Genomic DNA, 14,473 nt, shown 5'->3' on the forward strand with positions numbered 1-14,473 from the left:
ACTACAGAATCTTTCAGGAGCACACGAATGGCAAAAGTCAAGAATATCATGGAAAACGGCGAGACACCGAATCAGAAACAGAAGTTCGACGCTATAGAATCTGCCCGTCAGCAGATTGACAAGCAGTTTGGCAAGGGATCATTGATGAAGCTGGGCGACAACCCGACAAACTTGAATATAGCAACCATTCCTTCCGGGTCCCTGCTTCTTGACGAAGCACTGGGCGTCGGTGGTTATCCACGGGGACGAATCGTTGAGATATATGGCCCTGAATCCTCCGGAAAAACGACACTTGCCTTGCATGCCATCGCTGAAGCACAGAAGGCGGGTGGCATAGCAGCATTCATTGACGCGGAACATGCCTTGGATCCTGGGTACGCGAAAAAACTTGGGGTTGACACCGACGGGCTGTGGATCAGCCAGCCTGATACTGGAGAGCAGGCTCTTGAGATTGTCGAATCCCTTGTGCGTTCTGGAGCAATGGACATCATCGTAGTGGATTCCGTGGCGGCATTGACACCACAGGCGGAGATTGAAGGGGATATGGGTGACAGCCACATGGGACTTCAGGCACGCCTCATGAGCCAGGCTCTCCGCAAGTTGACCGGAATCCTTGCCAAAAGCCGGACGACTATAATTTTTATCAACCAGATACGTATGAAGATTGGCGTCATGTTCGGCAATCCGGAAACTACGACCGGTGGGAATGCGTTGAAATTCTATGCGTCCGTTCGTCTTGATGTGAGAAAAATCGAAACATTGAGCAAGGGAGCCGATGATGTCTATGGGAGCAGGGTGCGTGTCAAGGTCGTAAAAAACAAAGTGGCTCCGCCGTTCAGGAAGGTCGAGTTCGACATGCTTTTCGGGGAAGGCATCAGCTATTATGGGGGTATCATGGATGCTGCCTTGAAATATGAAATGATAGAGAAAAGCGGATCATGGTATTCATATCAAGGTGAGAAGATAGGGCAAGGCAAGGATAATGCTGTTTCTTTCCTTGTCGCCAATCCAGAGGTCAGCAGTGAACTGGAAGCTCGTTTGAGGCAGAAGATGTTTGTTCCTGCCAGCGAAGAGCCTGCGGCGACCTGATGCAGGGAGCGGACGCCTGACATTGTATTGCGCGGTGGATGTACGCTATAATGTTTCGATGTAAGGAGCCACGTGCATGTCAACCGGCATCGAACAGCAAATCACTGAAACACAGACAGGACAAGGGGCCCTCGTCAAGGTCGCGGACTTTGAAGGCCCCTTGGGTCTTTTGTTGTATCTGATTCAGAAAGCCGAGATAAACATATACAATATTCCCATTGCATTGATAACCGAGCAGTTCCTCGAATATCTGAGGAATGCCGAGGAGATGGAACTGGGAGACTTGACGGATTTTTACAAGATGGCGGCTGACCTCCTGTACATCAAGAGCCGTATGCTCCTTCCGGTCGATGACATCGGCTTTGACGAAGAATACGCCGATCCTCGGCAGGAACTTGTCGAGAGACTCCTTGAATATCAGAAGTTCAAGAAGTATACTGACATCCTTTCCGGAACGAACACGGGTGGGGAGTTCTACATCGCCCGCAGACAGACAGAATTCATGCTTCCTTTTCCTGATCAGGCATTGTGGGCAAATGTCACTGCGGACGATCTGCTCATTGCTTTTACTACGTTGCTAGGAAAGATTGCGCCGACGCAGATTTTCAACGTATATGAAGAAGTAACAGTCAAGGAAAAGATAGCCCTGATGTCAGAGTTGTTTGAGTTTCGTGCGGAAATCATGCTGACCGACCTTATCCTTCATCCCGAGCAGCCGTTGCATGTCATCTGTTCCTTTCTTGCAGTTCTTGAAGCGGCAAAGGCGAACTTGATTACGCTTCGGCAGGACGAGCCTTACGGCAACATCCATATCTTCAAAAAAGCACAGGATTTCGATGCGAATCTTGCGACGGAGTATGATGAGGAATATGACAATTTGGTGGATCAGGGCTTGGACGGTACGGGGGATGAAGATGATTTCTCCATTCGGCACGACGATGGTGATGTCTCAAAGGAATTGCCGAATGATGAAAATGAAGAATAAGGTGACTGTTCATGGCTGAATCCATAAAGAAAAGCAAGGAAAAAAACCAGGAAAGCAATGCCCCGGATGAGAAGCCCAGGAAAGAATCGCGGGATGTCTTGCTTTCACCTAAAGCCCGGTTCATTGAAGTGATTCTGTTCCTTGAGAACGAACCGGTATCCCTTGACAAGTTGCAGAGGATGACTGGTTTTTCTTTGGATGCCATCCGAAAAGCCCTTGAGGAATTGTCGGAACATTTCCAGACATACATGCATGGTCTTGTCCTGTCGGAAAGTACCGGAGCATGGGCATTCAGACCGGCGACTGACCTGCATGAAACGTTGCAGAGTTGCTATGGGAAAAAAGTTGACAGACGGCTTTCCCGCGCTGCTCTTGAAACTCTCTCCATCGTGGCGTACAGCCAGCCTATAACAAAGAGGGAGATTGACAATATCAGGGGCGTATCTTCAGATTCCATAGTCCGTCTCCTGCGTGAAAGGGAATACATCAAGGCCGTCGGCCGAAAGAATGTGCCTGGTCATCCCATACTCTATGGAACTTCCCGCAAATTCCTTTATGAGTTCAACCTGCCCAGCATCAGCGCACTGCCGAAGCTTTCTGAAATCGACAGGGAGCGTTTTGCGACATCGCAGGTTTTGGATGAACAGGAGCTTGAACAACAAGACCCTGTGGAAGTGGCAGAGGCGACGGTAACGGAGGAAACATATGAAGACTGAATATCCTATCCGACTCCAGAGTTTTCTGGCAAAAAGCGGATGGGGAAGCAGAAGATCCTGCGAGCAATTAATCATTGACGGAAGGGTGAAGGTAAACAGCCAGGTCGTCCGTGAGTTGGGAACTAAAGTTGATAAAGATGATGCCGTTTATGTCGATGGTGTTCTTGCCGAACCTAATGAGAGGACATATTACTATGCACTTCACAAGCCGGCGGGATATGTTTGTTCGAATGCTGACCCGAATGAAAGCTACTTTGCCCGCGACCTCATCGATGTCCCGGAACGTAATCTTCTGTTCAACATCGGTCGTCTGGACAAGGAATCGACAGGCTTGGTTCTTTTCACCAACGACGGGGAAATCTCCCAGCTCATCACGCATCCTTCCTATGAGATTGAGAAAGAATATCTGGTGAATACTGACAGAACCATCATGATAGAGGATCTTCAGGAAGCCCGGCATGGCATACGCATCGATGATGGTCGACCTTACCGTATATCACGTTACAAGCTTGAAACAAAAAGATGGGTGCGCATCATCCTGACAGAAGGGCGGAATCGTGAAATTCGAAAGATTTTCACATACCTCGGCTACGATGTAAAGAAGCTGATTCGAATTCGGATTGGCACTCTTGAACTTGGAGATCTTGCCCCGGCTCAGTTCCGGAGAGTTACGAAAGATGAAATCATGAGCATCGTAAGCAATGCCCGGAATAAAGGACAGGGAGGAGCGCGTTGATGATCATAGCGATCGATGGTCCCGCAGGAGTTGGGAAAAGCACCATAGCCCATATGGTGGCACAGAGATGCGGATTTTATTTCCTGAATTCCGGAAACTTCTATCGCGCGGTCGCATGGAGCCATCTCAAAAGAAATAAAGATCCTTTTGATGCTGACTCAGTCCTTGATACTGCCCGCTCTACTGATATCACAGTCAGGAATGGGCGTATACATGTCGATGGTCAAGATGTCGAGGATATGCTCCATGTCCATGGAATAGACCAGTGCGTCGCGCAGGTTTCCGTGGATCCGCGGCTGCGCGTTTATGTCAACAGCCTGCTCCGGAAAGTCGCTGAAGGTCAGGACATCGTGACAGAAGGCAGGGATGTCACTACGGTGGTTTTTCCTGATGCCGACCTCAAGTTTTATTTTGACGCACAACCGGAAATCAGAGCACGGCGAAGATTCGGGCAGCATCCGGATGAAGCTTCTTATGCCCAAGTACTGGAAACATTGAAGAAACGTGATGAAATAGATAAAGGTAAGGCTTTTGGGGGTTTGAAAGTCTCAGAAGATGCAATTGTGCTGGATACCTCGCACTTGACCATCGAGGAAGTTTGTGAGAGAGTACTAGCTGCAATATTTGTAAGAAAAAACGCTTTTAAACAATAGGGTAATTCCTGGATCAGGAGAGAAGAAGTGGCTGAAGAGAAACAAACAGATGAAAAAACATCAATGTCCTTGATGGAAAGCCTGCTAGAGCACGATGTTTTTAAATCTCTTGATGAAATTGAAGACGGTACGCTCGTAACCGGTACTGTTATACAGGTGAATAACGAGTATGTGTTCGTTGATGTCGGTTATAAGTCCGAGGGACGTATTCCCCTGGACGAATTTGATGTCATTCCTGAAGATGGTGAGAAGGTCAAGGTCTTCATCATCACGAAAGACGGGAAGGGCGGGCAGATTCAGATTTCCAAGCGTCGCGCCGTGACATTGGAAAAAACCGAAGACTTGCGGAAAGCAGCGGAAGACAGGTCTCCTGTGCTGGGCAAGTTCGTCAAAGTCATCAAGGGTGGTTATGAGATTGATCTCGGCGGTGAATACCGTGGGTTCTGCCCGATGTCCAAGGCGGACGTTTCCCGCGTCGAGGATCCAGAGTCCTTGATAGGTCTTTCGGATTATTTCATCATTGACAAGTTCCATGCCGGGACAAAGCTGAAAAGCGTTGTGTCTCGCCGTGAATACCTTGAGAAGCGAATCAAGGAGAATAAGGAAACCTTTTTCTCCTCAGTCCATATCGGCGATGTGGTCCAGGGCGTAGTGAAGTCATTCACGTCCTTTGGTGCTTTCATTGACCTTGGCGGTTTTGATGGTCTTCTCCATATCAACGACATGAGCTGGGGTCATGTGACACGCCCCAAGGATTTCGTGAAAAAAGGGCAGACGATTGAATTACGCCTGATTAACATTGATCCCGAAACGCAGAAGGTGAACCTTTCCCTCAAGCACATGCACGAGGATCCATGGTCTTCTTTTGAAAAGAATTTCAATGTGGGCGATGTCGTCAAGGCTCCGGTAACAAAACTGACCACTTTTGGTGCTTTCATAGAGATTGCTCCTGGAATCGAAGGCCTTGCGCATATTTCTGAACTGTCCTGGACAAAACGGGTCAACAATCCCAAGGATGTCCTGGATGTCGGTGATGTGGTTGAGGCAAAGATACTTGGGTATGACTTGGACAAGAAACGTGTTTCACTTGGACTGAAGCAACTTGAGGAAAATCCTTGGGATAGCATTGATGACCGCTACCCGGTTGGTAAGACACTGACCCGTCCCGTGGTCAAGATAACCAATAGTGGAGCATTCATCGGACTTGAGGATGGGATAGATGGTTTCCTCCATATCGATGATATTTCTTGGACGGAGAAAGTGCGCAACATGTCTTCCTTTGCCAAGGAAGGGGATATGGTCGATGTTGTCGTAACCCGTGTTGAGCCTGAGAACCGTCGCATACGGCTGAGTGTCAAGCAGCTTGAGGACAATCCTTGGAATACTCTCAAGAAGGATTATCCCAAATATTCCTCCATTTCCGGCGAAGTGACCAATGTCACTGATTTTGGTGTGTTCGTAAAGGTTCTGGGAGGAATCGAAGGTTTGATCAGCAAGTTTCATCTTGTCGGTCCCGATGAAGAATATAATGACAGCGTCTTGAAGAACTTCAAAGTCGGAGATGTCGTCACGGCAGCCGTCATGGACGTGAATCCTTCTACACAGAAGCTTTCCCTTTCCATCAAGGAGTTGATTAGGAATGCTCAACGCTCTGAGATTTCCAAATACATGGATGACGAAGATGAAGGGGATACCTTCACCTTTGGTGACATGCTTCGCTCCAAGGATGAAGAAGACAACTAAGGTGGTGATCCGCAATGGCGAATAATAAAACTAAAGAAGCTGCGGTTCCCGCTTATGAGAAGTTTCTTTATTCAGTGGCATCTTTCTTCAAGGCCCAATGGAAAAAGATAGCCATTGGTGCAGGAGTTCTTATCCTGAGCCTGTTAATCGTGGTGATTGTCTCACTTGTCAATTCATCACGATTTGAGAAGGATTTCATGCGACTGGATGTTTTGCAGGAAACCTATGCTTCTCTTGATACTCTTGATGAGACTTCTACAGAGTACGCTTCAACGCTATCTGAACTTGAAGGTTCGCTTCAGGAGCTTGCTTCATCTTCTAAAGCCTATCCTGGATTAAAGGCTGAATATCTTCTTGGCCAGCTTGCATGGAACCAGAAGGATTTTGCCACCGCGCGAGAGCATTATCTTGCTGTCCATGAGAATGGTCGTGGTATCTATCTAGGTGCTGTCGCCCTTGTCAATGCCGCTGCTGCTTCCGAAGAATTGGGAGAAGATGCTGCTGCGCTTGGACAGTATCAGATGGTCGCTGATTCCTATGGACAGGATATTGCTGTTGCTCCCCGTGCTCTTTTTGGAGAAGCCCGGATTTATGAAAAGACTGGTGATATCGACCTTGCACGAGCCGTATTCCAAGAATTGGCTGACGCTTATCCCAGTTCCGAGTTTGCCCGTATTGCCCAGAACCGTCTTCTGGTTTTGTAATGTAGCTGAGTTGTAAAACATGAAAAGCAGATGCAAGGAGAAGTCGAGAACAGTCTCACTCTCACGAGTATCTGCTTTTTTGTGTTTTCTTATGGTCGCTTTGTTGGTTTCCTGTGGAATGCCACGGCCTTTGTTTGTAGAAAGCAGCACTTTGGTTCCGCAAGCTTCTACTGGAGAGGTAAGATTACCCTATACAGGAAACGCAACAATAGTTCTTTCGTCCGATATCATCATTTCGCCTACTGAAAGCCGTAACGGAATCATGTTGTTCTATACCATTACGGACGATGTCACGACCGTCACGTCATCCATGCAGAACATTTTTACGACAGAAACGACACTTGGCAGTTCTGGATCTTCTCTTGGAGGAAGAAAACCCTTTACCTTGGATATTGGTAACAGGTATGGGAATTCAACAGGGACCCAATTCCTCTATCCATTCACCTTTGTGGAAGTACCAGGAGCGGCTCCTGACAGTTTCAGAAACAGATCAGGATATGCAGTTCCGTTTGATGCTAGTTCACTACCTACGAGGCTCTCCAGTACTTTTGATATTAAAATAGGGGAGGGTGGGGTATTTGAATTGTCCCATAACGGCAATCCTCCAATCGAACTCTATAATTACTCAGGCCGGCCGTTCATTGAAAAACCTGAGACAGATGACGTTACAGAAAACGGATACTTTGATTATCTGAAATATAAAATTGATGATACCAGTAAACAGGTGGTATCGGAACCTTTACAAAGTCCGACTATCCACATCTATGCGGTATTTTTTCTTAATGACCGCCAAGGTGGAAACTATTACACTAATAATTACTGGAGCAATCTCTATAGGATTGCAGCATTTCCTCTGGAAGATTCTTTGTGAATAATTATTAGGGAAGAAAATGTAAAGTGATTTATGTTGTGACTATTTGATTAACAGAATGTACATTATTTATGAATATCAAATATTTATTATAAATCCCACTAATTATCCCAGTTTTATGCCCGATGACTTACTTTACCAAAGGCGTTATACTACCTACCATATCATATAACTTCTGAACAAAAGAAAGGAAATGACTATTCCATGATTGAATATGTATATCATCCGGCAGAGGATTTTCCTTCTGCCATGGAACAACTCCATCGCATCATTGGTCTTCTTCGGTCTCCAGAAGGCTGTCCATGGGATCGTGAACTTACTGCTCCTCGAACGGCACAGTCAATCATTGATGAAACATACGAGTATATTGATGAATTGAAAAATCACAGGATTTCCGGTCAACGGGAAGAAATTGGAGATATCTTGATCAATGTTGTCACGTTGTTGCACATGCATGAAGATAATGCATCATTTCCCGCAACCGACGCTATAAACGAAGTCTGTGAAAAATTGATTCGGAGACATCCACATGTTTTTACAGATACTGTATCAGCACATGACAGCACGGAAGTCCTTTCTGTCTGGAATAACGTCAAGGAAGAAATTGAAGGAAAAAAAGCGGAAAAGGAAAATCCTTTCAGCAGAATTCCCAAAAGTCTTCCACCACTTGAACGTGCGTATGAAATTCAGAAGAAAATGAAAAAAGTCGGTTTTGAATGGCCTGACGTACAGGGAGTACTTAACAAAGTCTGTGAAGAACTCGATGAACTTGTCGATGCCACGAACACATTGGAACCGAATCAGGAACGGATTGAAGAGGAAGCCGGAGATTTGCTTTTTGCTGTCGTCAATCTAGTACGATTCCTTGGTTTCAATCCTGCACAGACCCTGCATGGAGCAAACCAGAAACTGGCAGGAAGGTTTGAGGCCGTAGCTCGACTTGCTGTTGAAAGAAATATTCCGCTTGACAAGGAACATATGAGTGAAATGGATGAACTGTGGGAGGAAGTAAAAGTGTCGTCTTCTCACCATCATCCATCGTGAACTCTATTCCCTACTCCTGTAGAGGAACAGGAAACCGTGAAAAAAAGGGAAAAAAAGAGGACGGTCATAAGCCGGGTTCTGTTTATGGTAATCATCTATCTACCGACTTTGTTACCAAAGCCTTCAAGCAATCTACCCGTAGGCATGAGCGGACCACTCGCCTACTGTTTGACTTTGCTCCGGACGAGGCTTGCACTGCCAGTATCATTGCTGATACCGCGGTAGGCTCTTACCCTACCTTTTCACCCTTACCATTGCTGGCGGTATGTTTTCTGTTGCGCTATCTATAGCGTCACCGCTTCCGGGCGTTACCCGGCGTCCTGTCCTATGGAGCCCGGACTTTCCTCGTACATTCCTGTTTGCACAGGACATACGCGATTACCTGACCGCCTCACATCACCTATTCAATTGAATTCTTCGAAACCCTCATCAGAAGCAAAATCCGCAAGTCCGCCTTCCTCAATGACCAAGGTATCAGGACGCTTAAGATATTTGTCTTTCATATCGCTGTATGCCTCATCATAGTACAGGATGCGACTACAATACGGACAGAATTCAATTTCTTCATTCTTGCGGACAGTGTTCACGAACTGCACCGGCAAGGTCATGTGGCATCCTTGGCAAACAAGCCCATGGATTGGAACAATACCCTTTCCATCTTTGTTACGGATAATGCGCTCAAATTTAAAGACGAGGTCATTGTCCAAAGTCGTGATAAGCTCATTGCGTTGGGCATTGAGTCCATCAAGGATAGAAACTTTCTCACTCATGCGAGAATCCCTGTCTTGGGTTGCCAACGCGACTGTTTCTTGCTGAGCCTTCATCAGGCTTTCCTTGTCTTCCAAGTCACGGGAATGCTCTGCCATATCCTTTTCCTTGGCAATAAGCTTTTTCCTGAGGAATTGCTCATTGGCTTCGGTATCCTTGCGTTCTTTCTCCGTTGCTTCATATTCACGCAAGGTAGACGTGACGCTCAATTGTTTTTCAAGGTTTTCCCGTTGCGTAATTGTCTGCTGAAGGCGTTCATTCAGTTCCTTCAAGGCTTCTGCGGCTTCTTCGCTGTTATTATACAGCTCTAAGTATTTCTTGTTTATGGAGTTCAAAACTTCCTGTTGTGCCTCCAGAAGCTGGGGAATCTCCTTAATTTCATCCTCTATGGTAAACTTCTGGGCGAGAATTCCTTCCAAACTTCGAAGAATCTCAATCTTTTCCTGCATATTCACTAATCTCCTGAAACTATTTGTTCAACCGTGAAAAACCAACATGATACAATACAACCCTCGCATAAGAAAAGTCAATGGAGTACTTCCCTTGACGCGCAACCAAATCAGTACATGGCACGGAAATTACAGGAAATCCCGCAATTTCCGACTGCGTTTAGGATGCCGCATCCGACGGAGTGATTTTGCCTCAATCTGTCGTATACGTTCGCGAGTGACCTTAAAGGACAACCCGACTTCCTCAAGGGTCAATGCAAATCCATCATCAAGCCCAAAACGCATTTTCAGTACATCTTTCTCACGAGGAGGAAGCGTAGCAAGCTCTTTCTGAAGCTGCTCCTGCAACAACATATAAGATGTCTGGCTGGCGGGATTTTCCGCATCCTTGTCTTCAATGAAATCGCTGAGCAAGGAATCTTCTTCCTCTCCGACCGGTGTTTCTAAAGAAATAGGTTCACGCGCGACATTTTTTACGCCCTTCACTTTTTCCTCCGGCCAGCCGAGTTTCTTGGCAATCTCCTCATCCGTCGGATTTCGACCGAGACTCTGTATCAGGGCGTTTTCTTCCTTCTTCACCTTGTTGATTTGTTCAATCATGTGGACGGGTACCCTGATTGTCCTGCCTTGGTCGCTGATGGCACGAGTAATTGCCTGACGTATCCACCATGTGGCATACGTCGAGAATTTGAAGTTCTTGCGGAATTCAAACTTTTCGACAGCCTTGATTAATCCAATGTTCCCCTCTTGAACGAGATCGTTGAAAGGAAGCCCACGGTTGGTATATTTCTTGGCAATCGATACGACAAGCCTCAAGTTGGCTTGGGTCAAGCGATCCTTGGCGGCAGTCATCATGATTCTGCCACGTTTGATTTCCTTGGCATGCTCAAGGATGACTTGAGTATTTTCTTCAAAATCCGATTCAATCTCATGGAGCTTCTTTTCTGTCAGCTGGATATCGCGAATCTTTTCCTTGATGACATCCGCGGACATTGCGAATTTTTCTTCAAGCAAAACACGTTTTGCCGGTGTGACCAAGTCACGGCCCATCTGACGAAGCTCACGGGTCGAGGAAACACCAAGCTGTGCCTCAAGGGAGCTTTTTTTTGCCTGAAGTGAGGATATCTTACGTTCAGCATCCATGAATTTCTCGGTGAAAGCAGTGATTTCTTCCGGTTGCAACTCAATCAAGGAAAGCTTTTTCATCAGGGCATGTCTTTTCTTAACGAGATTTTCGTCTGTGAAGATACTGTCGCCCGATGTATCAATCTTTTCTTTTTTCAATGCCAGGTATGCTTTCATTGCTCCCTGGATATCTTTCAAACCGTCTTTATAGAACTGCGCATAGCGTTTCTGTTCACTAATAAGATCCTTCAAATCCTTGGATGTCATCAGCGGTAAACTTTCGGGATCGGCTTCATCAATTTTCAAAGTCATTTTCTGAAAAATATCACCGAAACATGTTACCATCATACCACTCTTGAGGATGACATCGCGCATGATACCGGAGCCTTCTTCCATTTTCTGAGCAAGCTCTCTTTCTTGTTCGGCCGTAAGCAGGCTTTCCTTACCGATATCACGAAGATAAAGCCGGATGGGGTCATCAATCGTTGAGTCGCTTTTCTCACTGCCAAGGATTGCTCCACCATGCCGCCGGGAATCACCATCACTGTTTTCAGAATCCAAAGACGAAAAATCAACGAATCCACGTCCGCTGGACGGTCCTTCATACTCGCTTTGATCGACGAAGTCCGAAGTCAGACTGGGTTTTTCTTGTTCTTCATCGAGTTCCTCATCGGAATCGTCAAGGTCATCAGCGTCTTCATCTTCCTCGCTATGCGTATCCGCTTCAACTGCCGGATGCTCAATGCTGATTAGGATATCCGAATCTTCGTCTTCGACCACCAAGTCATCATCAATGTCGTCATCAAGATCGGAATCTTCAAGATCATCTGGTGAAGGGCCTTCTACAAGCTCCACTGGTTCGTCTTCTCCCAGGATACCATCGTCTTCGCAAACGACCGTGACATCCCTTTCCATCAAAAATTGAATGACTTCCCCCATCAAGGATTCCGGAGAGTCCACGGGAAGGAGTTCTTTCAATCGTTCCTGTCCGATATGTTTTTCGGAATCGGCTTCAACCAGGATCTTTTCAAAAAAAACTTGTTTTTCTATATCAACTGCCATCTGTTTCTTACGTTCTCCCACACATCGATCGGTAACACTATTTCCATCGCCGTCATCCTGTGCATGTCCGCAGCCTCATTCTTCCACACCGGCGCCCAAGCGTCCGCGGAGACGAATGATTTCCTGATTCACCTCTTGGATATCCAGAACAAGCCGTCTGATTTCTGAAGAATTCTCATCAGGAGTTTCATTCTCGGCAAAACCAAGAATATCCTCCATGGCTTTCTTCTTCTTTTCAAACTTTCTCAAGGTGATGCGATCGAGAGAACTGTCAATTCCCTTCTGGAGGTTGTGCCCGAATGCTCCACTCTGGAAGCTAATGGCAACAAGTTGTTTCAGTCTCTCATCATCTATCATCTGTAAAAATACTTCGTCCGTTTTTCCCAAGTCGTTTCGGGTCGCATCCTCCAACAAGGTAAAAAGATCGACCGCCAAAGAATCTTCCAAGTCAGCTACATTGATCCGATTCCGTATAACGGGAAATTCCTCGCGTTTGGTTGCAAGGCATAACATCAGGAACATATCAGAAGAAACCCGCGCAAGATTTGGAATGGACACCGGAGATGTTTCCGGAGCCTTCTTTCTTGTTTCCTGCGCAGACGACCGGTGATGCAGATCTTCAACTATGCTTGCATCATCTACATGAAGTATTTCAGCAAGCCGATGAATGTATGTCTGCCTCTCAATTTCCGAATCCGTCGCTTCAAGATACGATCGGACATGTGAAAAAACAGCGGACTTCCCTTTAGGCGTTTTGACATCATACATATTTATTGCGGATAAGACAAGATATTCAAATCCCGGAGTCTTATTTTCCAACATTTTTCCCAATGCTTCCGAACCATTTTTCTCCAATACATCGGCTGCGTCCTTAGCGTGGTCAAGGAGCATGACATTGTTCTCAATTCCCATGTCTTGGCAAATTACAAGGGCTTTTCCTGTCGCGTTCTGACCAGCGGCATCCGAATCAAATAGCGTTGATATGCTGTCACAGTACCGATGAAGTTGTTTGCACTGCTCCGTGGTGAAAGCTGTCCCCAGAGGAGCGACGGCTGTGGTGAATCCGCTCTGATGCATGGCCATGACGTCGAAATAACCTTCACAGAGAATAGCGTGCTTGCGCGATTTCAGTTCTGACAACGCTTCATACAAGCCATAGACTACTGATCTTTTACTATAAATGGCTGTTTCAGGTGTGTTGATGTACTTTGCCGTACTTTCTCCCGTCAAGTCGCGACCGCCAAAGCCTACTGTCTTTCCCTGCCATGTCCTGATGGGGAACATGAGGCGATCCCTAAAAATAGATACTCGTTCATTCCGTTTGGAAAAAAGTCCGCTCGCTTCAAGTAAAGAAGCGCTATAGTGCTTGTCTGTTAGGAAATCATACAACCATTGAGAAGGAGCCGGAGCATAACCTAAACCGAATTTCTCCTGAATTTCCAGACTGATTCCCCTATTTTCAAGATAGCGCCGGGCATGTGCTGCACGGTCGGAGTTTTGAAGGATATAGCGGAAAGAATTGGTCAAACGGTCATACAGTTCTTGAAGGGCCTCCGACTCCGTGCGTTTTCTCTTGTCTTCCGGTGTTTCCTCTCGAAGTTCAACCCCTGCTTTCCGTGCAAGGACGCTGACTGATTCCCCGAATGTCAGATGATCCATCTCCATCACGAAATCGAACATGGAACCGCTCTTGCCACAACCAAAACAATGGAAAAGTCCTTTTTCGTTCAGAACAGAGAAGCTGGCCGTTTTTTCATGATGGAACGGACAAAGCCCCCAATGTCGTCCGCCGCGGTACGTAAGGTTCACATACGCGGATACTACCTCGGATATGGTGAGACGTGACTTAATCTGTTCGATTACCGATTCAGAAATTTTTGCCACGGCTTTCTCCTGCCTTTGGTACGCTTCATCTCTTAAGTACGATTAAGCTATCTCCCCGGCGCAATGCCACGGATTCCTCTATTTTCTCCATAGTATGGAAAATTCCTGTATTTATTCCAGGGCATTCCCTTCCCTCTTGTTTCCACGTATCTACAGTCGCTACGATGGAATCCCAGAAAGGATACGTCCTGCATTGTACCGGACGAACTGGATATACGGAACAGCCATTTTCCATAAGAAAAATACAATCAAAGTTTTTCTTTTCCCGAAGGCTCACCCTGTAATATGTACCCGTATCGACTTTTCGGCAATAGTCGGAGAGAAAAGTTTCTTTGGAAACGCCAAGGAAGGAAGATATGTCGCTTACATCGTCATCAGAAAGGAAAACATATCCCGGACTGCCTCCGCCACAGCAATGGCCGCATCCTATGCAGGAAAAATGGAGTCCCGAAGAATAGAAAGATTCCGCCATGCTGGCTCCTCGGTAACAATACTTAAGAGAAAAAAAGCCTTCCTCTTATGAAGAAGGCTGTCCGGTTGGAGAGAGAAGGATTCGAACCTTCGAAGGCGGAGCCAACAGATTTACAGTCTGCCCCCTTTGACCGCTCGGGAACCTCTCCGTTCACGTAAGACTTGCAAAGCTA

At 46.4% G+C, this 14,473-nt stretch carries 13 protein-coding genes, 1 tRNA gene and 1 other RNA gene; 9 read left to right on the forward strand and 6 right to left on the reverse strand.

All coding sequences use genetic code 11. The annotated features are described in order from the left end of the window. Window positions 1-27 precede the first annotated feature (27 nt). The 9 genes from recA to mazG all read left to right on the forward strand — a co-directional run bounded on the left by recA (window position 28) and on the right by mazG (window position 8,541). Window positions 28-1,089, forward strand: coding sequence for a recombinase RecA (recA, locus tag SPICO_RS03080; protein ID WP_013739232.1), 1,062 nt, complete (start codon window positions 28-30; stop codon window positions 1,087-1,089). Between the two features lie 76 nt (window positions 1,090-1,165). Further along, window positions 1,166-2,074 (forward strand): segregation and condensation protein A, encoded by a 909-nt coding sequence (locus SPICO_RS03085; RefSeq protein WP_013739233.1) that lies wholly within the window; start codon window positions 1,166-1,168, stop codon window positions 2,072-2,074. Window positions 2,075-2,085: 11 nt separating this feature from the next. Beyond that, window positions 2,086-2,790 carry an SMC-Scp complex subunit ScpB gene (scpB, locus tag SPICO_RS03090; protein WP_013739234.1) on the forward strand — a complete coding sequence of 235 codons (705 nt, stop codon included), beginning with the start codon at window positions 2,086-2,088 and terminating at the stop codon, window positions 2,788-2,790. Beyond that, window positions 2,780-3,526, forward strand: coding sequence for a pseudouridine synthase (locus SPICO_RS03095; RefSeq protein ID WP_013739235.1), 747 nt, complete (start codon window positions 2,780-2,782; stop codon window positions 3,524-3,526). The genes scpB and SPICO_RS03095 overlap by 11 nt, the downstream gene beginning before the upstream one ends. Further along, a complete protein-coding gene (gene cmk / locus SPICO_RS03100; protein ID WP_013739236.1) occupies window positions 3,526-4,179 on the forward strand; it encodes a (d)CMP kinase in 654 nt (217 codons plus the stop codon). Before SPICO_RS03095 ends, cmk begins: the two co-directional genes overlap by 1 nt. 27 nt (window positions 4,180-4,206) lie before the next feature. Next, window positions 4,207-5,922, forward strand: a complete 1,716-nt coding sequence (locus SPICO_RS03105; protein WP_013739237.1) for a S1 RNA-binding domain-containing protein — start codon at window positions 4,207-4,209, stop codon at window positions 5,920-5,922. 14 nt (window positions 5,923-5,936) lie between these two features. After that, window positions 5,937-6,626 carry a tetratricopeptide repeat protein gene (locus SPICO_RS03110; RefSeq protein ID WP_013739238.1) on the forward strand — a complete coding sequence of 230 codons (690 nt, stop codon included), beginning with the start codon at window positions 5,937-5,939 and terminating at the stop codon, window positions 6,624-6,626. 91 nt (window positions 6,627-6,717) lie between these two features. Continuing rightward, window positions 6,718-7,497 carry a hypothetical protein gene (locus SPICO_RS03115; RefSeq protein ID WP_041395019.1) on the forward strand — a complete coding sequence of 260 codons (780 nt, stop codon included), beginning with the start codon at window positions 6,718-6,720 and terminating at the stop codon, window positions 7,495-7,497. Between the two features lie 204 nt (window positions 7,498-7,701). Further along, window positions 7,702-8,541 (forward strand): nucleoside triphosphate pyrophosphohydrolase, encoded by an 840-nt coding sequence (gene mazG, locus SPICO_RS03120; RefSeq protein WP_013739240.1) that lies wholly within the window; start codon window positions 7,702-7,704, stop codon window positions 8,539-8,541. A gap of 51 nt (window positions 8,542-8,592) precedes the next feature. On the opposite strand, the gene rnpB is transcribed toward mazG, so the two are convergent. The 6 genes from rnpB to SPICO_RS03145 form a co-directional block, all read right to left on the reverse strand. Then, window positions 8,593-8,935, reverse strand: an RNA gene (gene rnpB / locus SPICO_RS10020) — RNase P RNA component class A. A gap of 10 nt (window positions 8,936-8,945) precedes the next feature. Beyond that, window positions 8,946-9,758 carry a zinc ribbon domain-containing protein gene (locus SPICO_RS03125; RefSeq protein ID WP_013739241.1) on the reverse strand — a complete coding sequence of 271 codons (813 nt, stop codon included), beginning with the start codon at window positions 9,756-9,758 and terminating at the stop codon, window positions 8,946-8,948. 129 nt (window positions 9,759-9,887) lie between these two features. Next, complete coding sequence (gene rpoD, locus SPICO_RS03130; RefSeq protein WP_013739242.1) at window positions 9,888-11,945, reverse strand: RNA polymerase sigma factor RpoD; 2,058 nt, start codon at window positions 11,943-11,945, stop codon at window positions 9,888-9,890. A gap of 75 nt (window positions 11,946-12,020) precedes the next feature. Continuing rightward, window positions 12,021-13,829, reverse strand: coding sequence for a DNA primase (dnaG, locus tag SPICO_RS03135; protein WP_013739243.1), 1,809 nt, complete (start codon window positions 13,827-13,829; stop codon window positions 12,021-12,023). A gap of 25 nt (window positions 13,830-13,854) precedes the next feature. Continuing rightward, window positions 13,855-14,301: a YkgJ family cysteine cluster protein gene (locus tag SPICO_RS10080; RefSeq protein ID WP_013739244.1), complete on the reverse strand. Its 447-nt coding sequence runs from the start codon at window positions 14,299-14,301 to the stop codon at window positions 13,855-13,857. A gap of 66 nt (window positions 14,302-14,367) precedes the next feature. Continuing rightward, a tRNA-Tyr gene (locus SPICO_RS03145) sits at window positions 14,368-14,449 on the reverse strand. Window positions 14,450-14,473: the final 24 nt, after the last annotated feature.

Origin of the sequence: Parasphaerochaeta coccoides DSM 17374 (assembly GCF_000208385.1) — a bacterium.
In the GTDB taxonomy this organism is placed as follows: domain Bacteria; phylum Spirochaetota; class Spirochaetia; order Sphaerochaetales; family Sphaerochaetaceae; genus Parasphaerochaeta; species Parasphaerochaeta coccoides.